This window comes from Streptomyces sp. NPDC048507, assembly GCF_043199995.1.
Taxonomy (GTDB): Bacteria; Actinomycetota; Actinomycetes; order Streptomycetales; family Streptomycetaceae; genus Streptomyces.
In genome coordinates this window covers 209,193-234,335 of sequence record NZ_JBICWZ010000011.1, presented here as the reverse complement: position 1 = coordinate 234,335, position 25,143 = coordinate 209,193, and the positions used below count along the sequence as shown (strand labels likewise).

General features: G+C 75.4%; 25 protein-coding genes and 2 pseudogenes. 10 read left to right on the top strand and 17 right to left on the bottom strand.

The annotated features are described in order from the left end of the window. Nucleotides 1-132: 132 nt before the first annotated feature. From ACGFXC_RS27660 to ACGFXC_RS27630, 7 genes are all read right to left on the bottom strand, one after another. Nucleotides 133-810 (bottom strand): VC0807 family protein, encoded by a 678-nt coding sequence (locus ACGFXC_RS27660; protein ID WP_393717159.1) that lies wholly within the window; start codon nt 808-810, stop codon nt 133-135. Between the two features lie 184 nt (nt 811-994). Continuing rightward, nucleotides 995-1,483 (bottom strand): sensor histidine kinase, encoded by a 489-nt coding sequence (locus ACGFXC_RS27655; protein ID WP_393717157.1) that lies wholly within the window; start codon nt 1,481-1,483, stop codon nt 995-997. Next, nucleotides 1,480-1,953, bottom strand: coding sequence for a sugar phosphate nucleotidyltransferase (locus tag ACGFXC_RS27650; protein ID WP_393717155.1), 474 nt, complete (start codon nt 1,951-1,953; stop codon nt 1,480-1,482). Before ACGFXC_RS27650 ends, ACGFXC_RS27655 begins: the two co-directional genes overlap by 4 nt. 32 nt (nt 1,954-1,985) lie before the next feature. Beyond that, the gene (locus tag ACGFXC_RS27645) at nt 1,986-2,639 is read right to left on the bottom strand and encodes a LuxR C-terminal-related transcriptional regulator (protein ID WP_393717153.1); all 654 of its coding nucleotides are present in this window, start codon (nt 2,637-2,639) and stop codon (nt 1,986-1,988) included. Beyond that, complete coding sequence (locus ACGFXC_RS27640; RefSeq protein ID WP_393717151.1) at nt 2,603-4,636, bottom strand: sensor domain-containing protein; 2,034 nt, start codon at nt 4,634-4,636, stop codon at nt 2,603-2,605. Before ACGFXC_RS27640 ends, ACGFXC_RS27645 begins: the two co-directional genes overlap by 37 nt. 277 nt (nt 4,637-4,913) lie before the next feature. Next, nucleotides 4,914-5,474 (bottom strand): DUF1707 domain-containing protein, encoded by a 561-nt coding sequence (locus ACGFXC_RS27635; RefSeq protein ID WP_393717150.1) that lies wholly within the window; start codon nt 5,472-5,474, stop codon nt 4,914-4,916. 83 nt (nt 5,475-5,557) lie between these two features. Next, a complete protein-coding gene (locus tag ACGFXC_RS27630; RefSeq protein ID WP_393717148.1) occupies nt 5,558-6,730 on the bottom strand; it encodes a glycosyltransferase in 1,173 nt (390 codons plus the stop codon). A gap of 378 nt (nt 6,731-7,108) precedes the next feature. Between ACGFXC_RS27630 and ACGFXC_RS27625 the strand changes: the two genes are divergently transcribed. Beyond that, entirely contained in the window at nt 7,109-7,657 is a 549-nt protein-coding gene (locus tag ACGFXC_RS27625) for a GNAT family N-acetyltransferase (protein ID WP_393717146.1), read from the top strand. A gap of 32 nt (nt 7,658-7,689) precedes the next feature. Here ACGFXC_RS27625 and ACGFXC_RS27620 read toward each other — a convergent pair whose 3' ends face one another. From ACGFXC_RS27620 to ACGFXC_RS27600, 5 genes and pseudogenes are all read right to left on the bottom strand, one after another. Then, on the bottom strand, nt 7,690-9,108 hold the full coding sequence (locus ACGFXC_RS27620) for a carotenoid oxygenase family protein (protein ID WP_393717145.1): 1,419 nt from the start codon (nt 9,106-9,108) through the stop codon (nt 7,690-7,692). A gap of 76 nt (nt 9,109-9,184) precedes the next feature. Then, nucleotides 9,185-10,681 carry an MFS transporter gene (locus tag ACGFXC_RS27615; RefSeq protein WP_393717143.1) on the bottom strand — a complete coding sequence of 499 codons (1,497 nt, stop codon included), beginning with the start codon at nt 10,679-10,681 and terminating at the stop codon, nt 9,185-9,187. A gap of 108 nt (nt 10,682-10,789) precedes the next feature. Then, nucleotides 10,790-12,796, bottom strand: a complete 2,007-nt coding sequence (locus tag ACGFXC_RS27610; RefSeq protein WP_393717141.1) for an AAA family ATPase — start codon at nt 12,794-12,796, stop codon at nt 10,790-10,792. 181 nt (nt 12,797-12,977) lie between these two features. Then, the gene (locus tag ACGFXC_RS27605) at nt 12,978-13,085 is read right to left on the bottom strand and encodes a hypothetical protein (RefSeq protein ID WP_393717139.1); all 108 of its coding nucleotides are present in this window, start codon (nt 13,083-13,085) and stop codon (nt 12,978-12,980) included. 683 nt (nt 13,086-13,768) lie between these two features. Then, nucleotides 13,769-13,846: pseudogene (locus ACGFXC_RS27600) on the bottom strand (response regulator transcription factor); the annotation flags it as partial. Between the two features lie 25 nt (nt 13,847-13,871). On the opposite strand from ACGFXC_RS27600, the gene ACGFXC_RS27595 reads away from it, so the two are divergent. The 3 genes from ACGFXC_RS27595 (at nt 13,872) to ACGFXC_RS27585 (ending at nt 15,939) form a co-directional block, all read left to right on the top strand. Beyond that, entirely contained in the window at nt 13,872-14,390 is a 519-nt protein-coding gene (locus tag ACGFXC_RS27595; protein ID WP_393717137.1) for an ABC transporter permease, read from the top strand. Nucleotides 14,391-14,575: 185 nt separating this feature from the next. Then, nucleotides 14,576-15,028, top strand: a complete 453-nt coding sequence (locus ACGFXC_RS27590; RefSeq protein ID WP_393717135.1) for a DUF6299 family protein — start codon at nt 14,576-14,578, stop codon at nt 15,026-15,028. A gap of 50 nt (nt 15,029-15,078) precedes the next feature. Beyond that, a complete protein-coding gene (locus tag ACGFXC_RS27585) occupies nt 15,079-15,939 on the top strand; it encodes an MBL fold metallo-hydrolase (RefSeq protein ID WP_393717133.1) in 861 nt (286 codons plus the stop codon). A 52-nt stretch (nt 15,940-15,991) separates the two neighbouring features. On the opposite strand, the gene ACGFXC_RS27580 is transcribed toward ACGFXC_RS27585, so the two are convergent. The 3 genes from ACGFXC_RS27580 to ACGFXC_RS27570 all read right to left on the bottom strand — a co-directional run bounded on the left by ACGFXC_RS27580 (nt 15,992) and on the right by ACGFXC_RS27570 (nt 17,960). After that, on the bottom strand, nt 15,992-16,900 hold the full coding sequence (locus ACGFXC_RS27580) for a S41 family peptidase (protein WP_393717131.1): 909 nt from the start codon (nt 16,898-16,900) through the stop codon (nt 15,992-15,994). A 71-nt stretch (nt 16,901-16,971) separates the two neighbouring features. After that, the gene (locus tag ACGFXC_RS27575; RefSeq protein WP_393717129.1) at nt 16,972-17,439 is read right to left on the bottom strand and encodes a MarR family transcriptional regulator; all 468 of its coding nucleotides are present in this window, start codon (nt 17,437-17,439) and stop codon (nt 16,972-16,974) included. Next, nucleotides 17,436-17,960 (bottom strand): MarR family winged helix-turn-helix transcriptional regulator, encoded by a 525-nt coding sequence (locus ACGFXC_RS27570; RefSeq protein WP_393717128.1) that lies wholly within the window; start codon nt 17,958-17,960, stop codon nt 17,436-17,438. Before ACGFXC_RS27570 ends, ACGFXC_RS27575 begins: the two co-directional genes overlap by 4 nt. 144 nt (nt 17,961-18,104) lie before the next feature. On the opposite strand from ACGFXC_RS27570, the gene ACGFXC_RS27565 reads away from it, so the two are divergent. The 4 genes and pseudogenes from ACGFXC_RS27565 to ACGFXC_RS27550 all read left to right on the top strand — a co-directional run bounded on the left by ACGFXC_RS27565 (nt 18,105) and on the right by ACGFXC_RS27550 (nt 21,913). Next, nucleotides 18,105-19,322: a cytochrome P450 gene (locus ACGFXC_RS27565; protein ID WP_393717126.1), complete on the top strand. Its 1,218-nt coding sequence runs from the start codon at nt 18,105-18,107 to the stop codon at nt 19,320-19,322. A 42-nt stretch (nt 19,323-19,364) separates the two neighbouring features. After that, nucleotides 19,365-20,036 (top strand): TetR/AcrR family transcriptional regulator, encoded by a 672-nt coding sequence (locus ACGFXC_RS27560; protein ID WP_393717124.1) that lies wholly within the window; start codon nt 19,365-19,367, stop codon nt 20,034-20,036. A 151-nt stretch (nt 20,037-20,187) separates the two neighbouring features. Continuing rightward, nucleotides 20,188-21,008, top strand: a pseudogene (locus ACGFXC_RS27555) (hypothetical protein). Between the two features lie 122 nt (nt 21,009-21,130). Continuing rightward, on the top strand, nt 21,131-21,913 hold the full coding sequence (locus ACGFXC_RS27550; RefSeq protein ID WP_393717122.1) for a DUF4190 domain-containing protein: 783 nt from the start codon (nt 21,131-21,133) through the stop codon (nt 21,911-21,913). A 21-nt stretch (nt 21,914-21,934) separates the two neighbouring features. Here the strand turns inward: ACGFXC_RS27550 and ACGFXC_RS27545 are convergent, their stop codons facing one another. Beyond that, nucleotides 21,935-23,320 carry an FAD-dependent oxidoreductase gene (locus ACGFXC_RS27545; RefSeq protein ID WP_393717120.1) on the bottom strand — a complete coding sequence of 462 codons (1,386 nt, stop codon included), beginning with the start codon at nt 23,318-23,320 and terminating at the stop codon, nt 21,935-21,937. 109 nt (nt 23,321-23,429) lie between these two features. Here ACGFXC_RS27545 and ACGFXC_RS27540 point away from each other — a divergent pair, with 109 nt between their 5' ends. Continuing rightward, on the top strand, nt 23,430-23,720 hold the full coding sequence (locus tag ACGFXC_RS27540) for a DUF3253 domain-containing protein (RefSeq protein ID WP_393717201.1): 291 nt from the start codon (nt 23,430-23,432) through the stop codon (nt 23,718-23,720). 80 nt (nt 23,721-23,800) lie between these two features. Continuing rightward, nucleotides 23,801-24,193: a YciI family protein gene (locus ACGFXC_RS27535; protein ID WP_393717118.1), complete on the top strand. Its 393-nt coding sequence runs from the start codon at nt 23,801-23,803 to the stop codon at nt 24,191-24,193. Between the two features lie 5 nt (nt 24,194-24,198). Here the strand turns inward: ACGFXC_RS27535 and ACGFXC_RS27530 are convergent, their stop codons facing one another. Beyond that, nucleotides 24,199-25,098, bottom strand: a complete 900-nt coding sequence (locus ACGFXC_RS27530; protein ID WP_393717117.1) for an NAD-dependent protein deacetylase — start codon at nt 25,096-25,098, stop codon at nt 24,199-24,201. Nucleotides 25,099-25,143: the final 45 nt, after the last annotated feature.

Sequence of the window (25,143 nt, the reverse complement as noted above, 5' to 3'; positions counted from 1 at the left end):
CTCCGCCCTCGACTTTTGTCCGCGGACAAAAGTCGAGGGCGGAGTCGGTGGAACGGAGGGTGGATGCGTCGAGGGCCTGGCCGCCGGTGGGGTGCCGGGAGCCAGGCCCTGGGGTCGGGGGAGGGGGTGGGGTCAGGCGAGGTTCGCCATGACGCGGCGGCCGTAGGCCTTGCTGACCTTCACGACGATCATCAGCATGCCGACGAGCATGACCACCGAGAGCACCGGGACGAGGTCGACGGGGAGGGTGTAGGCCATGACGATGCGGGCCGCCGAGTCGATCAGGAAGGCCGCGCCCCAGGCCACCGACATCCAGCGCATCACGCTGCGGAAGCGGGCGTGCTGCTCCCAGTTGGAGAGCCAGGTGCGGGCGGTCTCCTCGGGCAGCATCTTGACCATGGTGGTGAACATGAAGGGCCGCTTGGCGAAGAGGGTGCCGATCATCCAGAGGCCGAGGAGGCCCGTCAGGTAGCTCTCGCGGGCCAGCAGCAGCCGGGCGTCGCCGGTGACGAGGGTGATGGCGGTGCCGCAGGCCATGACGCTCAGGGTGAAGAGGGTGACCGAGGCGACGCGGCGCTCGGTGACCATCTTGTAGACCAGCTGGCCCAGCGGAAGGGCGCCGCTGATGAGCAGGGAGAGCCACTGGCCTAGCCCGGCCGCCCGCAGTCCGTAGTAGAGGCCGAGGGGCACGCCGACGTCCATGAACGCGGTGCGCATCAGGGCCGACTTGGGGTCCTTGGTGCCCTTGGCGCCCTTGGAGTCCTTGGATGCCGTGGCGGCCGGCTGTCCGTTCGTCTGCTGCTGCTCCACCGTCATCACCGTGTGCTTCCCCTCGCCTTGCCTCGACCGGCCCGTTGTCCGGCCGCCTTCACACCTACGACGCTACGGCGCGGGCGAGGGGCCCGTAATGGAGCTGTGAGCACACCTGGAGTGGAGAAAACTCCACCCCCGGAGCCACGTGGGCCGACGGGGGTGGGGGAGGGGGAGGGGGAGGTCAGACGGTGGCGCTCACGCGGCCCGCGTAGCGGGGGCCCGCTGTGGGGGCGGGTTCGTGCGGGGGTTGCGGTACGAGCGGCGCGACGGCGGTGAGCCGGAAGTTGCCCTCGTCGTCGATGTCGGAGGAGAGGTGCCCGCCGACGGCCGCGAGCCGCAGGCGCAGATTGCCGAGGCCGTTGCCGGAGTCCGGCGCCACCGCCTGGGGGCCGCGGCCGACGCCGTCGTTGACGAGGGAGAGCGAGACGTGGGCGCCGTCGCGGGTGGCGCGGATCGTGCAGTGCCGCATCGAGCTGTGCCGCAGCGCGTTGGTGACTCCCTCGCGCAGCACGGTGGCGAGGACGGTGTCGATGTCCGGGTCGAGCGCGCCCAGGGTGACGTCGACCTCGGCGGTGATGTCGGCGGCGGTCAGGATGGCGCGGGCCGAACAGGCCTCGGTGCTAAGGGACTTGTCGCGGTATGTGCTCCGCTCGCTGCCGTCGCTGATCACCGCGCCGACGCCGCCGACGATCTCGCTGTCGGGTCCTTCCAGAAGTCGGGGTAGACCTCGGCCCGCACCTCGCGGCCCTCGCTCACCAGCCACTGCACCGCGTCGGTGATCTCCAGTTCGCCGCGCGCGCTCGGTCCGATCGCGGCGACCGCCTCGTGGATCGCGGGCGGGAAGAAGTACACGCCGACCATCGCCAGGTCGCCCCGCGGGTGCTCGGGCTTCTCCACCAGCGCCGTCACCCGCCCGTCCGCGTCCGTCTCGGCTAGACCGAACGACCGCAGGTCGGCGACCTTCTGCACCACCACCTGCGCCTGCGTACGCCGGTCTGCGAACCGTTCGGCCAGCATCACGTCGCCGAGGTACGTCACGAAGTCGTCCTCGCCCAGGAAGTCCCGGGAGATGCGCACGCAGTGCATCAGCCCGTGCGGCGCGTCCCGGCGGATATAGGGACGAGCCCCGGAAGCCGACACCCTTACCGCCCCCTACCCCGCGCGGGCGCCCGTCAGCCCTGGGGCGCGTTCAGGTAGGCCAGCACGGCCAGTACCCGCCGGTTGTCGCTGTTGTCCTGCGCCAGCCCCAGCTTCGTGAAGATGCTCGCCGAATGCTTGCTGACGGCGCTGTCGCTCAGGTGCAGCTCCTCGGAGATGCCCGCGTTGGAACGGCCCTCCGCCATCAGCTCCAGCACCTGGAGCTCGCGCGAGGTGAGCGAGGCCAGCGGGCCGGCGCGCTCGCCCCGCGCCACCAGCTTGGAGATCACCTCGGGATCCATCGCGGTCCCGCCGCCCGCCACCCGGCGCAGCGCGTCGACGAACTCCTCGTCGCTGAAGACCCGGTCCTTGAGCAGGTACCCGATCCCGCCCCGGCCGTCCGCCAGCAGCTCGCGCGCGTACAACTGCTCCACGTGCTGCGACAGCACCAGCACCGGCAGCCCCGGCATCTCCCGGCGCGCCGCCAGGGCCGCCTGCAACCCCTCGTCGGTGAAGGTCGGCGGCAGCCGCACGTCCACCACCGCCACGTCCGGCCGGTGCTCCAGCAACGCTCGCGACAGACCGGGCCCGTTGTCGACGGCCGCGACGACCTCGAAGTCGTAGGACTCCAGCAGCCGCACCATCCCCTCCCTCAGGAGGTACTGGTCCTCGGCGAGGACAACACGCATGGCAGCTCCATGGTCACTATGGTCGGGCCGCCCACCGGGCTGCTCACGAACAGGTCTCCGTCGAATGTACCCAGGCGCCGGCGCACGCCCTGAAGGCCCGTGCCCCCGGCCGGATCGGCCCCGCCGCGGCCGTCGTCGGTCACCGTCATCCGCAGCACCCCGTCCGAGTGCCGCAGGTCGATGCCCACCCGGGAGGCCCCCGAGTGCTTGGCGGCGTTGGCGAGTACCTCGCACACCGCGAAGTAGGCGCACGCCTCCACCGGTGCCTCCGGCCGCCCGGGGACGTCCACCGTCACCTCGACGTCCAGCGGGCAGTCCAGCGCCACCGCCCGTACCGCGTCGCCCACACCGCGCTCCGCGAGCACCGGCGGATGGATCCCGCGCACCAGGTCCCGCAGCTGCGCCAGCGCCGTCGACGACTGCCGGCGCGCCTCGGCCACCAGCTCGCGCAGTTCCGGCGCCCCGTCGCCGAGCCGCCGCTCGACCACCCGCAGCGTCATCCCGATCGCCACCAGGCTCACCTGGGCCCCGTCGTGCAGGTCCCGTTCGATCCGGCGCAGCTCGGCGGCCTGCACCCCGGTGGCGTCCGCGCGGGTCTCGGTCAGCCGCTGCACCCGCCGGGCCAGCTGGGCGTGCCGGGTCGGCCGCAGCAGCAGCAGCGCGAAGCGGGCGTGCGCGCGCAGCGCGTACGGGGCCGCCCACGAAGCCGCCGCCGCCAGCGCCGCGCCCACCGGGACCGCGGCCCAGGGCACGCCGGCCAGTGCCCGCGCCGCCGGGAGCCCCCGCAGCGCCCCGTCCCAGAAGGTGTACGGGCCCGAGCCGCCCGTCAGCGGGTCCAGCACGCCCGGCACCACCAGCCCGAACAGCGAGAACCCCACCACGGCCAGCGGCGCCAGCAACAAGAGCGCGGCCGCCGCCGGATTGACCACCAGCCACACCAGGTCCCGCCACACCGCGGGATCGGTCAGCGTGTGCCGCATCAGCTGCAACTGCCGCACCAGGTACGGGGCCCGGTACAGCCGCCTCCCGTACTGGTAGTAGCCGTCCGCACCGCGCCGCACCGGCTCCGGCGCGGCGAGGTAGGGCACCGGGATGCGCACGCCCACCCAGGCCCCGGCCAGCCGCCGGTACAACGTCACGAAGCGGTGGCAGAGTTCCACGGCCTTCAGGAAGAGGACCACCAGGCCCGTGCACAGCCCGACCACCAGCGCCACCAGCTGCACGGCGGCCAGCACCGCACCCGCCAGCGACATCAACGACAACAGGGCCCCGGCGCCCAGCACCCGCAGGCGCCGGCCCAGCGTGCCCCCGTCGGACACCACCGGCCCGGCGGCCCGCCGGGCCAGCAGCAGCCGCGTCCAGCACCCGTGCGCCCACAGCACCAGCGGGCCCGCCGTCAGCCCCGTCGCCACGCACACCAGCCCGGCCACCGCCACCACCGCCGCACCGGCCCAGGCGGTGCCCGGCGGCGCGCCGCCGCCGAAGGCCCGCACGGCGGCCGACACCACCGCGTACAGACCGCCGCCCACCAGCAGGGCGGGCAGCGACGCCACCGGAACCCCGGCCAGCGGGTCGAGCGCGAGGAACGCCAGGTCCCGCCGCGTCGCCGGGTCCCGCCGCATCTGGCGCACCCGCCGCTGGCGCAGCGCCGAACCGTACGAGGCGTACAACTGCCTGCCGTCGCGGTACATACCGCTCTCCCGGCGGCGCGGGGCCGGCGGTTCCGGCAGATAGGGATCCTCGACGGGGACGTCGGACCAGCGCCCGGCCAGCGCGCGCCGCAGCCGCGGCAGCCGGCGGACCGCGTCCAGCAGGCCCGTCGCGCCCGTGGCCACCGCGATCAGGGCGGGCACCAGGACCGCCAGCCCCAGCAGCCCCAGCAGTGCGAGTGCGACGCCGCGGGGCGGCGCCGCCGCGTGGGCCCGCAGCCTCATCAGGGCGCCGACCGCTCCGGCCGGCGCCTCCCGTCGTTCTTCCCGGCCGATCGGAGCGAGCACCCGGCCAGTCTGGCACGCCCCGTTCGAGCACCGGTCGCGGCGATCCCGGGGGTGCGGTTTCCCCCACCCCCGCCCTGCTGCCAACTGCCTTCCGGGCGCCGCCCGCGGTCCGTAACGTCGTCACCGCGGGGAGGCCGGCCCGCTCCCCCGAGGGCCGGCCGCCCCGGGACCGGGGTCCGCCCGCGATGCCCCCGTCGCGGGAGGGCCCCGGCGGATCCGCTCGCGCCGCAGGCCGCGTACGGGTCCGCCCGCGGGCCGTCGGGGGTCCGTCCGCCGGCTACCGGCGGGCCTGCCTGATCTTGATCTGCCCGGACCGCGGGTGCCCGACGACCGTCAGCACCGGCTCGGTCGGGTCCACCGGCCCGTCGGCCCGGTTCGAGATGTGCGCCGTGTTCGTGCTCGCCGGGTCGATCCGCACGGCCCACCCCGCGGGCACGACGACCTGCACCGTCCCCATCCCGCAGGACGCCTCCAGCGTCACCTCGCGGTGCACGCAGCTCGCCTCGGTGAAATCGATCAGGATGTTCAGCATCTTGCACTCGGCCACGATCCGCGGCGGCACCACCCACGGCCCGGACTGCCGGATCGCCGACAGGTGCGTCTTGAGCACCAGCGTCCGGGCCCCCGGCCCGCCGCTCGCGGGCAGGTCGGCGACCAGCGCCGCCAGTTCCGCGTACGTCTTCGACGCGTACGCCCGCTCCAGGCGCTCGTCCAACTCGGCCGGATCGATCCGGCCGTCCCCGGCGGCCATCCGCAGCCGCTCGGCCACCGCTTCCCGGTCACTGTCCGCGGCCCTGGCCCCGGGCGCCGGCGATGCCTGCCCATCCGATCGATTCATACGAGGAATCTAACGCCGCCCCCCGGGCCGCCGTGCGGGCCGGGGGGCGGCGTCGCGGTCCGCGCCGGGCGCGGAGGGGCGGATCAGCCCCGGGCCGCCGACAGCAGCACGTCCACGAGGCGGTCCGCGGCGTCCGGCCTGCCGTACGCCCGGGCGCGCTCCGCCATCGACGCCCGCAGCCGGGCATCGGTGAGCAGCGGGCCGACCGCGTCGCCGAGGGCCTGCGGGGTGACCTCGCCGAGCAGGGCCACCGCCGCACCGGCGTCCGCCAGGTGCCGGGCGTTGTGCGCCTGCTCGTTGCCCGCCGAAGTGGCCAGCGGCACGAACACGGCCGGCTTCCCGAGCGCGGTCACCTCCGCCAGCGTGCCGGCCCCGCTGCGCGAGATCACGATGTCGGCCAGCGCCAGCACGTCCGGCAGCTCCGGGCCGACGAACCCCGTCAGGTGGTAGCGCCCGGCCAGTACCGGGTCCAGGGACGCGGCCGCCGCGCGCAGTTCGTCCACGTTGGCCGGGCCGCACTGGTGGATCACGTTCGCGTGGCTCAGCAGCCAGGGGAGCACGTCCCGTACGACGCCGTTGATCTGCTGGGCGCCCTGCGCGCCGCCCGTCACGTAGACCGTCGGCAGCCGCCGGTCGAACCCGTACAGCGACAGTGCCTGCACGGCCTTGTCCGGGTGGCCGGAGAGCACCTCCGGGCGCACCGGGTTGCCCGTGACCACCGCACGGTCGCGCACCTCGGCGGGCAGCAGCTCCAGCGAGGACTCCGAGGACACCGCGATGCGCGTCGCCGAACCGGCCAGCTTGCGGTTGGCCAGGCCCAGCCGCACCGTCTGCTCGTGCAGCACCAGCGGACGCTTGCACAGCCGCGCGGCCAGCCCGGCCGGCACCGCGACGTAACCGCCCGTCGCCAGGACGACGTCCGGCTGGAACTCGGACACGATGCTGCGTGCCTGCGCCACGCCGAGCGGAACCCGCGCCATGTCCTTCACGTTGGCGGCGGACAGCATTTTGAGGGGGTTCGACGAGCGGCGGATCTTGCCCGTGGCCACCGTCTTGAACGCGATGCCCTCGGCCGGCGCGATCCGTGCCTCCAGGCCGTCGGCGGTGCCGATCCACAGCACGTCCAGCGTGCTGCCGGCGGCCGCGAGCCGGCCCTGCAGAGTACGGATGGCCGTGAGGGCCGGATAGGTGTGACCGCCAGTTCCTCCGCCGGTCACGAGCAGCCGGAAGGAACGCGGGAGCGAGGGATTGTCCACCCGCCCCACCCTACTGTTCGAGCGCGCGCGGCCATGCGGGGCGTCGGTCACGCACGGCGCGGGCGGCGCGCGGGCGGGCCGGCCGGTGTGACCGGCGGAAGATCATGGGCTATGGTTGGCCTTGTTCTCGCGGCCGGAGATTCCCGGTGGTGGGGCTCGCGTTGGTGGTCCAAGGAAAGACACCCCACTTCCCGTGGGGGGATGCAGGTGCAAGGCCTGCCCAGCGCTCGATCAAGGCCCCGGCCTCCTTCACGGAGACCGGGGCCTTCGCGTTCCGGTACGGGGACCCGTGGCGGGCCGTCAGCCTTCGGCCACCGCAGGCGGCGAGGGCGCCTCGGCCCCTTTCGGACCCGTCGGCCGTACGCCTACCGTGGGTCCATGATCAGGATGCCGTCACGGGTCGAACTGCACCCGCTCACCCTCGCCGACCAGGACGAGTTCTGCGCGCTCGTCCGGGCCAGCGACGCGCTGCACCGGCCGTGGATGCGGCTGCCCGCCACGGCGGAGGAGTTCCAGGCCTGGATGCGCCGCTTCGAGGACGGCAGCAACCTCGGCTTCCTGATCCGCGTCCGGGAGACGGGCGAGGCCGCCGGGACGGTCAACATCAACTCGATCATCCGGGGCCGCTACCAGGGCGCGTCCCTCGGATACGCGGCCTTCGCCCCGTCCGCCGGGGCCGGTTACATGACCGAGGGGCTCACGGCCACCCTCCACCACGCCTTCACCGAGCTGCGCCTCCACCGCCTGGAGGCCGGCATCCAGCCGGCGAACCACGCGTCCCTGGCGCTCGTCCGGCGGCTGGGCTTCCACTACGAAGGGGTCTCGCGCGCCTACCTCTACATCGATGGCGCCTGGCGCGACCACGAACGCTGGGCCGTGACCGCACCGAGCCCCTACACGCCCGACCCGACCCTTCCCGAGGTCTGAGGGTCCGGCCGGGCGCGCCGGGCCGCAGGCGGTCAGGCCGCCCGGGCGGTGCCGTCCGCGGTGCCGTCCGCGAGGCCGTCCGCGAGGCCGTCCGCGAGGCCGTCGGCGGGGCCGTCGGGGAGCCAGGAGCCGTGCAGCCCGGCGCTGACGCGGTGGGGGAGGTGCACGGTGGCGATCCGCTCCAGCCCCGACGCGTCGAGGACGAGCAGTTGGGAGGCGTCCTGCTTGAGGTCGGAGACGACCGTCAGCAGGTAGCCGTCGTCCTCACCGGTGGCTCCGGCCGCCGGGACGAACACCGCCTCGCCGGGCATCCGGGCGTCGCCGACCTGATGGATGCGCCGGGCGCCGGTCGTCCGGTCGTACTTGACCACGCCGTAGCCGCCGAAGCCCTTCTCGTCGGGGAAGGAGATGGCGTACTGGAAGCGGTTCTCGGCGCCCAGGTACTCCTCGTTGAGGGTCGGGAACTCCACCGGCAGGTCGTCGATGATCCGCTCGTCGACCGAGCCCGCCGCCAGGTCGATGACCCACTGGCGGGTGTAGGAGCGGGAGACGGGCTCGCTGCCGCGCCCGGGCGCGCCGGTCCACCAGTTCCAGGAGAGCCGGAAGCCCTCGCGGTCCACGGTGGGGCCCTCCAGGACGATGCGGCCCCGGCCGTCCTCGTACGCGTTGGAGACGTGCAGCATGTTGCCCGGCTCGATGGAGAACCAGCGGACCTTGCGGGCGCCGTCCGCCCCGCGCGGCATGACACCGACGCGGGCGGGCTGGCGCTCGCTCCAGCCGTAGGGGATGCCGGACTGCTCGGTGGGGTCGAAGGTGACGTTGCCCTCGACGAAGACCACGTGGTGACGGGTGATGGCGAAGTCGTGCTTGAGCGCGGCGGTCGCTCCGGGGACCTCGGCGCTGTGGACGATCTCGCCCTTCGCGTCGGCGACGTAGTGCACCAGGAACGGCGGGAACGGGGCCGAGCCGAAGAAGTGCAGCTCACCCGTCACCGGGTCCTCCTTGGGGTGTGCGGTCATCGCCGTGCGCAGCTTGCCGCCGAAGTCGTACGCGCCGACGGTCTCCAGCTCCCGGGTCAGCTCGAAGGGGAGGTTCGCCTCGCACAGCGCGAGCAGCCGCCCGGCGTGCTCGATCACGTGGGTCCCGGCGGCACTGGCCGTCAGGTCGGGGCCCTTCTCGGTCATGTACGGCGCACCCTCCAGTGCGGGGGTGTGCACCCAGCGGTTGCGGTACCACTCGGCGCGGCCCTCGCGCAGCCGGATGCCGTGCACCATGCCGCTGCCCTTGAACCAGTGGGTGGGGGTGACGCCGGGCTTGGGGTTGTGGCCGTTGCGCAGCAGCCGGCCGGTGAGCTCGATGGGCAGGGTGCCCTCGACGGTGAGGCCGGTGGCGGTGACCTCGTGGACGACGGGCGTGAAGTGGCCGGTCAGGTAGGGCTTGTCGGCGGTCATGGCGGAGCCTCTTCCAGTGGATGGTGGTGGGGATGCTGGTGGGGATGCTGGTGGGGCAGGTTCTTCGGACGGGTCGTCAGGGGGTTCGTACGGGGTGGGGCCGGGGCGCGGGGGGCGCGGCGGCCGCCGCGGCCGTCCCGGTGCGGCGGGTGAGGAGGACGGCGAGCAGGGCCGTCGTGGCCAGTACGCCGGCCGAGACCGCGAAGGCGGCCCGGTACCCGGCGGTGAGGGCCTGCGCATGGGTCCCGTAGGCCGGGGCCCGCGCGGTGACGGAGCCGGCCAGGGTGGTCAGCGCGGCCAGCCCGATCGCGCCGCCCACCTGGCGGGTGGTGTTCACCAGGCCGCCGGCCAGCCCCGCGTCCTGCGGTGCCGGGCCGTCCACGGCGAAGGCGGTGAGCTGCACGAAGGCGACGCTCAGGCCGAGGCCGACGAGGACGCTCGGACCCAGCACGTCGACGGCGTAGCTGCCGTCGGCGCTCAGCCGCGACAGCCACAGCATGCCCGCGGCCTCGGTGATCAGCGCCCCGGCCACGGTCGCGGTGGCGCCCAGGCGCCGGGAGATCCGCGGCGCGAGGGCCGATCCGAGCATGATGGCCGCGGCGAGCGGGAGCTGGCCGGCTCCGGTGGCCAGGGGACCGGCTCCGAGGACCTGCTGCTGGTAGAGCGGCAGGAAGAAGAACAGGGCGATCCACACCGAGCCCAGCAGGGCCATCAGCAGGTTTCCGGCGGCGACCCGGCCGGTGCCGAGCAGCCGCGGCGGTACCAGCGCGTCCGGCCGGCGGAACTCGATCGCGGCGAAGACCGCGAACAGTCCGGCGGCGGCGACGAAGGCGCCCAGCACCCGGGCGTCGCCCCAGCCGGCCCCGCGCGCCGTGGTCAGCCCCCAGACCAGGCAGGTCAGGGCGAGGGTGACGGTGACGGTTCCCACCAGGTCGAAGCGGCCCTCGCCGCGGCCGGCCGCGGGCGGGACGAGGACGAGTACGGCCGCCAGGACCAGCGCGGTCCCGAGTCCGACCGCGTGGAAGATCCAGGGCCAGCCCCACGCCTGGGTGAGCACACCGCCCAGCAGGACGCCGCCCGCCCCGCCCGCGCCGGAGACGGCCCCCCACACCCCGAGCACGCGCCCGCGTCCTGGCCCGGCCGGGAACAGCCCCATGGCCAGGGCGAAGGCGGCCGGTGCGATGGCGGCGGCCCCGACGCCCTGCACGGCGCGGGCCGTGATCAGCACGCCGGGGGAGGCGGCCAGTCCCGCGACCGGTGAGGCGAGGGTGAACAGGGCGAGTCCGGCGAGCAGCACCCGGCGGTGGCCGAGCAGGTCGGCCGCCCGGCCGCCCGCCAGGAGCAGCGCTCCGAATGCCAGCCCGTAGGCGTTGACCACCCAGGTGGTGCCCCCGTCCGACAGCCCGGCTCCGGCCCGGACCTGCGGCAGCGCGACGTTCACGATCGAGGTGGCGAGCATGACGGTGAACTGGGCGGCGGCGAGGGCCGCGAGCACGGCTGTGGGCCGGGGGACGGGCGCCCGGGGGGCGGACGGCGTCCGTCCCGCCGGGACGCGGTGGTGGAGGATTCTCATGCCGCACAGCCTCGGGCGGGCCGCTGTCCACCCACCAGGCCCGGCAGGGACGGCGCCTGTCCACTGCTGTCCGCCCCTGTCCACCCCCCGGGCCGGGGGAGCGGGGCCCTATTCCGCCCGCGGGCCGCGCAGTTCCTGCTCCCACAGGACCTCGCCCAGCAGGTCCAGCCCCTGGCGCAAGTGGCGCCGGTAGGTTCCGTACGGAAGTCCCAGGCGGCGGGCGGCGGCCTCCTGGGTGGGGGCGCCGGAGAAGTAGCCCGCCACCAGCGCCTCGCGGGCGCGCACGCCGCGCGGGTCGCGGGCGAGGTCGTCCACGGCCCGGCGCAGCAGCGCGCGCAACTCCCCGGCCCCGTCGTCGGAGTCGGCCGCGAGCCGCGTGCGTACGAGGGCGCACGCGGCGAAGGCGCCCGCGTCCCGCCAGTGCGCCAGCGCCTCGCGCACGGCCTGCGTGAACTCGGTGCGCGACAGCGGCGACGGCCCGGGCGGCACCGGTGTGCGAGGGGCCGTCGAGATGAAGCGCTGGAGCCAGGACTCCACGGGGGTCCGGCGCCAGTCGACGCCGAACACCCCGTAGGTGTGGTCCCCCACCCGGGGCCGTGCCCCGGTGTCGGTGAGGGTGCCCTCGACGCGTCCGGCCCAGGTTTCGGCGTCCTGGTAGACCGCGAACCCGTACGCGCGGCCGCGGGCGCGGGCCGACTCCGCCTGGGCGCGGGAACTGCTCAGGTCGATGACCCGCGAGGGCACCTGGTAGCGCCCGGGGTAGACGGTGAAGCGGCTGACGCCGATGTGCTCGCCGGGGCTGACCGGCGCCGTGGCGTCGGTGTAGCGCCACGCGGCGGCGACGACGGGATCGGTGGCCAGGTCCTGCGGGTCCGGCGGGGCCGGCAACGCCAGCCGGGCCGTGAACGCCACGATCCGGCCGGTGCTGACGAGGCGGTAGACGCTGAAGGCCTGCGGCTGGCGCCGCGCCCAGTAGCGGACCAGCTCGGCGGAGGCGGGACCCTCGGTCTCCTCGGCCATGCCCAGCACGGTGTCGAGGTCTTCGGGCCGCAGCGGCCGGTCGTGCACCTCGTCCTCGCGGGACCAGGTGCGCAGCCGGGCCAGGACGTCCCCCTCGCGGAAGAGGTAGAAGAGCTCGTCGGTGACGGTCCACACGCGTTCCTCGGGCGCCTCGCGCAGCAGCCGCAGGTACTCCTGCGCCAGCCGTCGGCGTATCTCCGCGAAGGCGTTCGGGGCGCGCCAGCGCAGGTCGGCGCAGAGCGTTTCGCGGGCGGCGTCGTGCGGGTGCAGGCCGCGGGCCGTGGACTCCATGAAGGGAAGGTCGCGCAGCCAGTCGAACAGGACGTGGACGTCCTCCTCCGGCAGCACCGCGGTCAGCAGCTCCTCGGAGGTCGAGTGCGCCTGCGCCGCCACCTCCAGGGCGCGCCGGTGGGCGGCCGTCGGCACCTCGCCGATCAGCCCGGTCAGCAGGGTGCGCAGCAGGTCGGCCGAGGGCTCCCAGACCTCCTCCCTGCTCCAGCCCGCCGACCCGCCGGCCGCCGCGAGGGACAGGGCCAGCGGATTGCCCCCGGCGAAGCGCAGCAGCCGCTCGCGCAGCTCGGGCCGGATCTGCGCCGCCACCAGCAGGCTCCGCGCCTGGTCCTCGGAGAACGGCGCGAGTTCGCGCACGTGCAGGAGCCCGGCCCAGGCGGGGTCGGCGGTCCACTGCGGCTGCGGGGCGAGCCGGCCGGCCAGCACGACCAGCGCGTCGTCCGCCGCGCGCGGCAGGAACCGGTGCCACAGCCAGCTCTCCAGCCACTGGCAGTGCTCGAAGGAGTCCACGAACAGGGCCGTGCCCGGAACGTCCAGGAAGGGTGCGGCCGCCCGCTCGAAGTCGGCCGGATCCCGGCTGACGAAGCGGCCGTCCAGTTCGAGCAGCGGGCGCCCGGCGGCCCGGGCCCCGTCCGCCAGCCGGCGCAGCAGCGCCGACTTGCCTATGCCGCCCGGCCCGTACACGTAGAACGCGAACGGCGCTCCCGGATCCCCCTCCAACGCCTCGCCGAACCGCCCCAGTTCCTCCTCGCGGCCGATGAAGCCCCGCTCCCGCGTCCTGCTCAGTCTCTCGCCTACGGACACCACGTCGGCTCCCCTCGCCGGTCCGGGCCCCGGACCGGACCGTCCGGGGACCCCCTGCACACCCCGCCGGTCAAACGGGGTCCGGGCGACGGCGAACCGACCGGACAGCAGTCAGTTCCCGCCACTCACGCGCTGATTCAAACAGAGCCCGCCCGCCGCCCCGCGCGGTGGCCGCCGGAGCCTACGGTGCGGGGCGGCGCGGGAGTTCGAGCCGTACGGTCAGGCCGCCGCCGGGCCGGGGGGTCGCGGTGATCCGGCCGTGGTGGGTGGGGGCGATGGCGCGGACCACGGCGAGGCCCGGCCCCGAGCCCTTGCCGCCGTGCTGCGGGCCGCGGTGGAACGGTTCGGTTCAGCGCGGTCTGCCGCAGCAGGGGCTTCGGCGCCGAGGTCGGCGCCGAGGTCGACGGGCCGGAAGGCGAGCTGCTCGCTCTCGCCGCGGGCCGGCGTCAGCAGGGCTTCGAAGAGGCGCTCGGTGCGGGCTCCCGCCTCCAGGGTGCGGAGGGCGGCGGGCCTCAGCTCCGCGGGGACCCGGCCCTGGGCCGGGGGGTCTCCAGCGCGGCGCGCTGGATGGTGAGCGGGGTGCGCGGTGAAGTGGCGCCGGGCGGCGAAACTGCGGTCCAGGCGGTCGAGCACGGCGTCGAAGGCGTTGCTGAGCTCGCGCACTTCGTCGTGCGGCCCGGTGAGCGCGAGCCGCTCCTCCAGGGAGCGGCGGGCGGCCCACCGGGCGAGCAGCGCGGCGTGCGCGGTCAGGGCGGCGAGCAGGAGCGAGGAGCGCAGCAGCAGTTCGGACAGCACCCGGTGCTGGAAGTCCTGAAGGCCGCGACGCCTCCGGGGGCGGCGGCGCCGGGGCCCGGCGGACGGGCGGGGCGACGGTTCACAGCCGGTATCCGAAGCCGGGATCATGGGTGATGGGGGAGGAGCGCCCCGTTTGCGGCGCAGGGAGTGGACGGTGACGCGGACGGCGGTGGTCGCCGGGTCCCGGGCGGCGTCCCACAGCCGGTCCCGCAGCTCCTCGGTGGCGACGGGGGCGCCGTCCGCCGCGAGCAGCATTTCCAGCACGCCCGGTTCCGCGCTGGTGGGGCGGCCGCAGGCCACCGCGCAGCTGGGCGCGGACGGCACCGCCGCCACCGTGTACCTGCGCACCCATCCCGACCGGGTGCCCGACGTCCAGGCCGTGGCGGCGGCCAGCGCGAGCCCGGCCGCCCCCGGCAGGGTCACCGTCAGCCGTCCCTCGGACCTGCTGACCGCGCGCAACGAGGCGAAGGGCGCCATGACGGGCCTGGTCCTCGTGGGCGGCGTCGGCATCGCCAACACCATGGTGGTGGGGGTGATGGGGCGCCGCGGCGAGATCGGGCTGCGCCGGGCCCTGGGCGCCGGGGGCGGGCAGATCGCCGCGCAGTTCCTGCTGGAGGCCGTGCTGATGCGCCTGGTCGGCGGCCTCGCCGGGCTGGCCGCGGGCGCCCTCGCCGTGTACGCGTACGCGCTCGCGCAGGGCCGGCCGCCGTCGATCCCGCTGGTGGCCGCCCTTGCCGGCATCCACCCGGCGGCCCGCGAGGCCCGCGCCTCCCCGACCGAGGCCCTGCGCTCCGCCTGACGGGGAGGCCCGGTCGGGGGGCGCCATCCCTTCGGGGGAACTCCGCCGGACCGGGGGAGCGGCGGGCCCCCGGCGCTACGCCCGGTCCGGCGCGCCGCACCCCCGCACCGCCGGTCCGCACGCGCCGGGCCCTGCTCCCGGGCCCGGCACAATGCGTTCCGTCGCCCCGCCCCACAGGAGGAACCGTGCCCGTTCCGGGTGTCCGTACCGCGCCGGCCGCACTCGCCGTACTCGCCGCACTGGCCGCCGTCGCGGCACTTCCCGCCCCGGCGCGGGCCGCGCGCGGCGGCGACACCATCGCCGTGGCACCGCGGGCCCTGCTCACCCCGGACGGCAGGGTCCACCTGTTCGGCACCTACCGCTGCACCGGCCCCTCGGCCACGGGAGCGCTCCAGATCTCGGTCAAGATCGTCCAGGGGGACTTCCAACTGGGCACCAGCGGCGGCGACGCGCTCTGCGACGGCGCCGAGCACGCGTGGGAGAGCCACAGCGGGCTCACCGTCTTCCCGAACCTGCACGAGGGTCCCGCCACCACCGAGGCACGCCTCCAGGGGGCCGCCCTCCCCGGGATCCAGGCGGGCCCGGCCGCCGCCGCCTTCGAACGCCGCTCCGTCGAGGTCGTGGCCCGGCACGGCTGAAGCACCCCGCACGGAACCGAACGGAGGAGCGGAGCAGGTAGGTTGGCGACGTGATCGACTTCCTGCGGGACGCCCCCGTCGCACACGGTCTCGACGTCGTCTGGCACGCGGGCTGGCCCTCGCCGAAGCACGACCCGGCCCCGGAGATCCAGGTCCACGCGTACAGCGAACACACGGTGATCCTGCGCCAGAACAAGTCCGTGCACTACGAAGCCCCGTTCCTGTTCCTGCTCTTCGGCAACGAACGGGCCCTGCTCCTCGACACCGGCGCCTCGGCGGACGCAGCCCACTTCCCCCTGCGCCGGACGGTCGACGCCCTGATCGAGGACTGGCTGGCGCGCCACCCCAGGCCCGGGTACTCCCTGCTGGTCGCGCACACCCACGGCCACGGCGACCACACGGCGGCGGACGGGCAGTTCGCCGGCCGGCCGCACACCACGGTCGTGGGCGCCGGGCTGGCGGAGGTCACGGAGCACTTCGGGCTGGGCGGGTGGCCGTACCGGACGGGCGAGCTCGATCTGGGCGGCCGGGTCCTCGACCTGCTCCCCGGCCCCGGCCACCAGGAGTCCGCGCTGGTCTTCTACGACCGGCACACCGGGGCGCTGCTGACCGGTGACTCCCTCTACCCGGGCCGGCTCTACGTCGAGGACCGCGCGGCGTACTCCGCCACCGTCGACCGGCTGCTGGACTTCTGCGCGGCCCGGCCGGTCGGCGACGTCCTCGGCTGCCACATCGAGATGACCACGACGGCCGGGCAGGACTACCCGCGCGGCACCACCCACCAGCCGGACGAGCCCCCGCTCCAGCTCACCGCCGCCCATCTGCGCACCCTGCGCCGGGCCCTCGACGAGACGGCGGGCCGTCCCGGCTCCCACGCCTACGACGACTTCGTCCTCGTGTACCAGGACTGACCGGGACTGACCGGGACCGGCCGGGCACGCCGGCGCGGCGCGCTCCGTGGCGTCAGCGGGTGGCGGACCCCGGGGCGTCCGTGGACCGGAGCGCCGCGAGGGCGGCGTCGAGGGCCCCGTCGGCCGGTGCGGCCACATCGGGCACGACTCCCACGCCCTCCCAGTTGGTGCCGGTCACCGTGTTGATCGCGCGGGCGGCCGGCACCGTCACCAGGACGTGCGGGGTGACCGCGTGCCGGGCCGTGGGGTGCGCGCCGCCCCGCGTGGTCTCGCCGACGAGGGTCGCGCGGCCGTGGGCCTGGAGGGTGTAGGCGACGTCCTCGCCCCCGGAGAAGGTGATCGCGCTGGTCAGCACGTACACCGGACGGTCCAGGTAGCGGGGTGCGGGCAGGTGGCCGGACGTCCAGTACTGGCGGGTGGTCCCGCTGGCCCCGTCGTAGATGTCGTTGAGGTGGACCTGGTCGTCGGGGAAGAAGTAGCTGCACCACATGGCGGCTCCCTCGGGCGCTCCGCCGCGGCATTCCCGCAGGTCCAGCACCAGCGCCGAACTGCCCGCGACCAGCTGCATGGCGGCGCCGACCAGGGGGGCGCCCTCGTCGGCCGAGGGGATGCTGCGGATGTCGATGAGCGCGACACCGCCCTCCAGCTGCTCGACCCGGCGGACGCCCTGGTTGTCGGCCCGGAGCATGGCCAGGAACGCGGCCCGCCCGGCGTCCTGGTCCGCGGGCTCCATCGACTGCGCCTCCTCGGACCACAGCAGGCGCAGGTGCTTGTCCGGGCACACCTCCTGGAAGTGCTTCGTGACCGTCTCGCACAGCGTCCGCTCGTCGAGGCCGTCGTACGCACCGTCCGCGAGCCGGCGCCGGATCTCGACGCCGGTCTCCACGGCCTTCTCGGGGAAGACGTACCCCTCCTCTATCCGGAGCAGGGCCTGTTCGATGATTTCTTCGTTGGTGGGCATGGGGGGTGATCCTATGCACCGGTCGCGGCATCGACCACGGGTTTTGCCCGGCCGGATTCCGGCCCCGCCGTTCAGGCCGATCCGCCCGCCGCCGCCGCGAGTTCGGCTTCGGCGTGGGCGGTGACCAGGGTGAGGACGCGGGCGGCCGCGGCCAGGTCCCCGGCGGGGATGCCGTCCCAGACCCGGGCGCTGACGGGGGCGCTCTCCGCCGCGACGGCGGTCAGCAGCCGCCTCCCCGCGTCCGTGGCGGCCAGCAGCGCCCCGTCCGTGCGCGACAGCAGCCGCTTGGCGAGCAGTCCGTCGACGGCGGCGGCGGCCTCGGCCGGGCCGGCCTTGAGGGAGTCCCGGACCCGGGCGGCCAGGTCGTCCCGCGTCTGCGGGGCCCCGGTGACGGCGGCGCGCAGGGCGACCTGCTCCTGGAACGTGATGCCGTGCCGGGCCAGGACCGGCTCCAGGACGCCGCGGGCGGCGTAGTGGGCGAGGCCCAGCATGCGTGCGTCCGCGAGGGGCGCGTCGGGGTGGGGTGCGGGGGTGGTCATGACGGGGTGTCCCCTCGGGTTCGGGTGCTCGTGGTCGCCGGTCCGGCCGGACCGGCGGGCCGGGACTGCGTCAGCGGTACGCCGAGCAGGGCGGTCAGCTCGTCGGTGAACGCGCGGGTCCTCGGGGCGTCGAGGCCGCCGAGCGGCCGCAGCAGCCGCTCGATCAGTTCCTGGACCACCGCGACGGCCTGCCGCGTGACCGTCAGGCCCCGTTCGGTCAGGACGAGCTGAACGGCACGCGGATCGCGGGGATCGCGGGCGCGCTCGATCAGCCCGCCCGACTCCAGGGCCCGCGCCAGCTTCGAGACGTACAGCGCCTCCAGTCCGGTGTGGTCGGCGAGCGCGCGCTGACTGGGCGGCCGCTCGCCGGAGTTCTGCAGGTCGTACAGCGACGCGACCAGCGAGTACTGCGCGTGGGTGAGGCCCAGCGGAGCCACCGCGCGATCGACCGCGACGCGCCATTTGTTGGCGAGCCGCCACACCAGGAAACCGGGCGTGGGACCCGGCGGAACCGTACTCATGTCTCATACGGTACATGGCAACTATGTCCATGGCTACTATTCCTTTCCCGGCGAAGCGGGGGCAGGTCCCCGTTTCGTGGGGTAGTGTCTGCCTCGTGAAGCGGGGACTACTCCCCGTTTCACCGCACAAGGAAGGGAACCGCCATGCGCACCGCGGCCACGAACGCCCCGACGCTCGAACAACTGGCCCCGGCGGGAGCCGACTTCACCGCCGACCCGTACCCCGTCTACGCCGCCCTGCGCGAGCAGGGACCCGTCCACCGCGTCCACGTGCCCGCGACCGGCGACGTCTGGCTCGTCCTCGGCCGCGACGAGGTGCGCGCCGCGCTCACGGACCCCCGGCTGCGCAACGACATACGCCACTCCGCGACGTGGGAGAGCGACGGCGGCAACGCCATCGGGCTGAACATGCTGCAGACCGACGCCCCCCACCACACCCGCCTGCGCCGCCTGGTCGCCCGCGAGTTCACCGCCGGACGCGTCGAGGCGATGCGGCCGCGCGTCCGGCAGATCGCCGACGGGCTCCTCGACGCCCTCCCGCCCGCCGGCACCGCCGATCTGGTCGCCGCGTACGCCCTTCCGCTGCCGCTGACCGTGATCTGCGAACTGCTCGGAGTCCCCTCCTCGGACCAGCACCTCTTCCACGCCTGGTCGACCGAGCTGGTGGCCCCCTCCTCCGCCGCCGCGGCCGGGGCGGCGGCGGCCGGGATGAGCGCGTACTTCGCCGCGCTGATCGACGCCAAGGCCGCCGACCCCGGCGCGGACCTGATGACCGCCCTGGTCCTGGCCTCCGCGGAGGAGGACGGACTCTCCCCCGGGGAACTGCTCGGCATGGCCTTCCTGCTGCTCGTCGCGGGGCACGAAACCACCGTCAACCTCATCTCGAGCGGGGTCCTCGCCCTGCTGCGCCACCCCGCCCAGCTCGCCGCGCTGCGGGCCGACCCGTGCCTGATCGAGGGCGCCGTCGAGGAGATGCTCCGCTACGACGGGCCCGTCACCGCCGCCGCCTTCCGGTACGCCGCCGAACCCGTGGAGATCGCCGGGGTCCGCATCCCCGCGGGTGACAGCGTCATGCTCTCGCTGGCCGCCGCCTCCCGCGACGCCGGCCACTTCCCCGAGGCCGACCGCTTCGACATCCGGCGCTCCGCCCGGGGGCACCTCGCCTTCGGCCACGGCATCCACCACTGCCTGGGCGCGCCGCTCGCCCGCCTCGAAGGGCGGATCGCCGTGGAGACCCTGCTGCGGCGGCTGCCGGACCTCGCCCTGGCCGTCGCGCCGGAGGAGGTGGAGCGTCGCTCGGGCGCCATGCTCCGGGGCGTGGCCGCGCTGCCCGTACGGTGGTCCCGGCGGCTCCCCGCGTGACGGGGGCCCGCGGACCGGCACCGCAGACGCGAGGAGTGGACGATGACCCCGGGCACGGAACGGCCCGCGCCGGTACGGCGCGACGCGCGGCGCAACCGCGAGCTGCTGCTGGGCGCCGCCCGCACGGCCTTCGCCGCCCAGGGCCTGGACGCCCCCCTCGACGAGATCGCCCGCCGGGCGGGCGTCGGGAACGCCACCCTCTACCGGCACTTCCCCACCCGGGCGGCCCTGATCGACGCGGTGTTCGAAGACGCCCTCCAGGGCACCGTCGCCGCCGGGGAGGCGGCCCGCGGCGCGGCGGACCCCTGGGCCGGGCTGGCCCGGTACCTGGAGGAGGTCTTCACGGTGCTGGCCGCCGACCGCGGCGCCAACGACCTGATGACCACCGCCGTGGAGGGCGTGACCTCCCTCGACGCCGTCCACGCCCACAACCACGCGACCATCGTCTCGCTGATGGACCGCGCCCAGCGCGACGGCGTGATGCGCGCGGACATCACCGTCGAGGACGTGCTCCTGGGCCTGGCCACCCTCGGCCGCTCCGTGCCCTCCCTCGCGGCCGCCGGCCCCCCGCACGCCTGGCGCCGGCAACTGGCCCTGTTCCTCGACGGCCTGCGGTCCGGGGCACGGCCCCCGACGGAGCTGCCCGCTCCGGGGCTGAGCGCGGGGGACCTGGCGGCCGTCCTCCTCGACCTCGGCCCGCACCGCAAGGACTGAGGAGGCCTCCGGCCGCCGGTCCCGCGGTCACCACGCCGCTGCCCGGCCCGGCGTTGAATCGCTGGTGCACGGAGCGGCGAGCCGCGTACGGTGACGTCCTTTGCCCCCGGGGGAATTCACTGCCTCGCCACGCCCCGCGCTCTTCCAAGATCTGGTCCACCACCGCCGGGCCTCCCACACCCACGAGGGCGGCCCCGCCTTCGTCCGCGAGCCGAGGCTGGAGCTCTTCCTGCTGGCCGTCGGCCACTTCGGCTCCCGGCGGACCTTCTACGAGAGCGGCCCGGAGCGCGACGGCCGCGAATGGACCGCGGGCCCGCTGAGCTGGCTGCGCGGTACGGCCCGGATGCGCACGGCCTCCCTGCGCGGAGCCGCCGGCTACGTCCGGGCCCGGCCGGCCGCCGGATCCCGCGGCGGCCCGTCCAACCGGTCCGTGATCGACTCGGTGCTCCAGCGCGCCGACGAGCCCGGCGAACTCCTCGCCCACCGGACCTCGGTGTGCGGACGGACACCGGGCCCGTTCCCCTTCCGCTACCCGGCTGCCCGCCGCCACGTGCCGTCACCGCGCTGGCACTGCGCGCCGAGCGGGCGGACCCGGTGGAGTTCGGCTGGTCCAGCGCGCCGGTGCCGTTCCGCGCCGGGGAAGCGGTCCTCGACGGACTGGAACGCTTCGGCGACCTCGGCGGCACCCCCACCACCAAGGCGGTCCGCGCCCACGACGACGGACACGACCGCGTCCTGATCGTCACCGACGAACAGGCGGCCCCCGACACCCGCCGGGGCGGGCCGGCCGAGCCGGTACCGGCCGATGTCCCCGTCCACACCTGGAACCTGGCGGGGTACCAGCCCGCCCACGGCCCGGCGGGCCCCCACCGCCACACCTTCGGCGGCCTCACGGACGCCGCGTTCACCCTCGTCCCCCTCATCGAGGCCGGCCGGGCGGCCGGCCGGCCCCGGACCACCGGCCCGGTGTAGCCGCCGCCCCGGCGCCCGCCTGTCACAGCACCGTGCGACCATCAGACGCCGCCCGACGGCCGCGGCCCCATCGCCCGGCCGCCGCCGGCGCATTCCGCTGTCCTACGAGGAGCCCCACGCGCATGTCCATACCCCCGCCGCCGCAGCCGTCCCCCAACCCCTACGGCCAGCCGTACGGTCAGCAGGGCCAGCAGCCCGGCCCGCCCCCCGGCCCGAACGGCTGGTACGCGCCGCCGCCGGCGCTGCCGAAGACGAACGTCCTGGCCGTCGTGGCGTTCGTCATGTCGATCATCTGCGCGATCCCCCTGGTGCCGCTGATCCTCGGCATCGTCGCCCTGTCCCAGATCCGTTCCCGCGGCGAGCGGGGCAAGGGCTTCGCCATCGCGGCGATCGTCATCCACGGCCTGACCATCCTGCTCTACGGCGCGGTCCTCGTCATCGGACTGAACGGCGGGCTGCACGGCACCGCCGAGCCCAAGCGCGACACCAGCGGCCAGGTCACCGACTCCGGTTCCAGCAAGGTCAACGACATCCGGGCCGGGGACTGCTTCGACACCAACGGCGACCTGACCGAATACCAGGACAAGGACGGCGCCCAGGCCTCCCCCTCCGTCAGCGTCGTGCCCTGCGCCCAGCCGCACGAGGGCGAGGCGTACGCCGTCTTCGACCTGCCGGGCGGCGCGTACCCCGGCTCGGACAAGGTCGTCGCGATGGCCGAGGAGAAGTGCGGCGGCACGCTGCTCACCGACTACGTGGGCAACGACCCCAAGCTCGCGGCCAAGCTGGACGTCTACTACTACTTCCCGCAGGCCGCCACCTGGACGCTCGGCGACCGCAAGGTCACCTGCTTCCTCGGCGACTCCAGCGGCGCCAGCACCGGTTCGGCCCGCGCCGGCGCCCACTGAGTCCACCGCCGGGACGGGCGCTCAGGCCCCGGCGCCCCGGACGAGCGCTTCCCACCGGCCCCGCGTCGGACCGTCGTCCGACGGGGCGAAGTCCGGACGGGCGGCCAGCCAGGCCGTGACGTGCCGGTCCACCTCGTCGGTGCCGTAGGCCTCGTGGGCGGGCCGCACCAGATGGCGCACCTGGGCCCGGGCCCGCATCACGACGGGGTCGTCGAAGGCGCAGGCTGCCACCGCGGCGGCCCGCCGGTCCGCGCAGGGCGGTGAACCCTGCGCGAGCCGCTGCTCGTTGGCGCGGTCGGCCGTCACCTGGGCGTCGAACCACGGGCGCAGCTCCCGCACCGTCCAGGCGTGGTAGCCGGCCGGGTCCGCGGCGACCCGGTCGGCGTGGACGCCCAGGTACTGGGCGGCGCGCAGGCCGAACGCCACGCCGTGCCCCAGGGTGGGGTTGGTGTGGACGAGGCTGTCCCCGGTGTTGACCAGGCCGGTGACGACGGGGCCGGCCGCATCGGCGTAGGCGGTCCAGCGGTTGTCCAGGCCGGCCATCGCCAGGACCGCCGACCGCGGTTCGGGATCCAGTGCGAGCCAGGCGGCGGTGGCGGGGAACGCCCGGGCGGCCGCCTCGAACACGGCGGGGTCGGTGAGCGCGCCCCGGGTCGGATCCCCCGTGGAGAGCACCAGGTTCACCGCGAAGGTGTCGTTGTCGGACGGGAAGACGCCCGCGAGCGCGAACGGCGCGCCGGAGCCGGTCCGCACCCGCCCGGGATCGCGCGGGCCGCCGGCACGCGTGCGGTACCAGCGGCACAGGTAGGCGAGGCCGGTGCGGTGGCTGTCGACCACGGGCGGGCGGCAGCCGGCCGCGGCCAGCCAGCCGGGTACCGGCGAGCGGCGGCCGGCCGCGTCGACGACGAGGTCGGATGGGTACGCCCGCGCCCCCACCCGCACTCCGGTGACCCGCGGCGGGCCGCCGTCCTCGATCGCGAGCCCGTCCACCCGGCAGCCGCGGCGCACCTCAACGGCGGCTTCGCGCCGCACGGCCGCGGCCAGCACGGCCTCCAGCACGATCCGCCGGGTGCGCAGGGTCACCAGCTCCTCGTCCCCGTCCCGGTGCGGCGGATGCTCCCCGAACCAGTCGAAGTCGTGGTACTCCCGCGCTCCGCGCGCCAGCAGCTCCGCGTACACGTCGGGGGCCTCGGAGCGCAGCACGCCGCGCACGGGCGCGAGGAACGAGTGGGGCTGTACGGCCTGCGGTGTGCGGGGTCTGTGCCAGTCGTGGAAGTCCCGCTCCAGGTCCTCGCCGGCCTGCCGCGGGTCCCGCTCGTACAGGGTGACCGGGTGTCCGCGCCTCCCCAGCAGGAGTGCCGCCCCCAGCCCACTGATGCCCCCGCCCACCACCGCAACCCGCGCCACCGCGTCCCCTTCGCGTCGTGTTGCGGCACGAGCCTACCCTCCCGTGATCTTCGTACGTCCGCCCGCGGGCCGGATGCGCCGGCGCCCGGACCGGGGCGACACTGGCGCCATGGGCGACGGCGAGCACGGACGACCGGGGGAGCGGGACCTGGAGCGGCGGCTGGAGCGGGCCGTGCTGGAGCTGCTGGAGCGCCGCGGCCCGTCCGCGACGATCTGCCCCTCCGACGCCGCCCGGGCGGCGTACACCGGAGGGGGCGACGGCTGGCGCGCGCTCATGGAACCGGTCCGCCGCGCGGCCCGGCGGCTGGCCGAGTCCGGCGAGGTGGACATCACCCAGGGCGGCCGCCGCGTCGACCCGGCCACGGCCCGCGGACCGATCCGGATCCGGCGCCGCCGATGAGTTTCGCCGCGCCCGACGGTCTGTCCCTTCACAAGCCCGGAGAACCGGGAAGCCGCAGCCGCCCCGGAAGGGTGAGGAACATGAAGTACATGATCCAGATGAACGTGCCGGCCGCCGAGTGGGACGCCGTCATGACGGCCTACTCCAAGGAGGACATGGAGGCCATGTTCGCCCACATGGGCGCCCTGAACGCCGACCTCACGGCCGCCGGGGAATGGGTCGAGGGGCGCGGCCTCGGCGGCCCCGCGCTGGCCAAGACGGTGCGGGCCGCAGACGACGGACGGCCGCGGGTCACCGACGGGCCGGCGCGGGCGGGGGACATCCTCGCCGGGTACTGGGTGGTCGACGTCCGGGACGAGGAGCGGGCCCTGGAGATCGCCGCGCGGGCCTCCGCCTGCCCCGGCCCCGGCGGGAAGCCCGGCAGCGACCCGGTCGAGGTGCACCTGCTCCCGGAGGGCCCGCCGCAGGCCTGAGCGCCTCAGTCCACCGGCCGGCCGTCGACCGCGATCCCCAGCCGGCCGGCCACGGCGGTGAGGGTGGGCCCCAGGGGCAGCGCGACGCGGGTGAGGGCGTGCCGGTCGCCGCGGGTCGGGTCGTGGTTGACGATCAGTACGGGCGTCCCGGCGGCGGCCGCCTGCCGGACGAACCGCAGCCCGGACATCACCGTCAGCGACGACCCCAGGACCAGGACCGAGGCGGCCCCGCCGACCAGGGCGCGGCACTGCTCGACCCGCCCCGGCGGGACGGACTCGCCGAAGAACACCACGTCCGGCTTGAGGACGCCCCCGCACCGCGTACACGCCACCACGCGGAAGTCCCCGACCTGCCCGTCGGTGAGGTCGGCGTCGCCGTCCGGGTTCAGCCCGGCGGCGACCGGCTCGAAGCCGGCGTTGGCCTCCGCCAGCCGGCCGGCCAGCTCCCGGCGCGGCTCGAAGGCCCCGCAGGACAGGCAGACGACCCGCTCCAGGCTGCCGTGGAGCTCCACCACGCCCTCGCTGCCGGCGGCCTGGTGCAGGCCGTCGACGTTCTGGGTGATCACGCCCGAGAGCAGCCCGTGCCGCCCGAACGCCGCGACCGCCCGGTGCCCGGCGTTGGGCCGGGCCCGGCCGAAGGTGCGCCAGCCCAGATGGCTGCGCGCCCAGTACCGGCGCCGGGCCCGGGCGCTCGCGGTGAACTCCTGGTAGGTCATCGGGGTGTGCCGGCTCAGGCTGCCGCCCTTGCCCCGGTAGTCGGGGATCCCGGACTCCGTGGACATGCCCGCCCCGCTGAGCACCAGCACGCCGCCCCCGCGCAGCGCCTCGGCGACCGGCTCCGCATCGGTGCTGCCGGGCCGGGGTTCCCCCGTCGGAGTCCAGCTCAGTGTGGGGCGCGTCCGCATGCCGCCAGCGTACGCAACGGCCCGGCCCCGGGGCCAGGGCGGCGG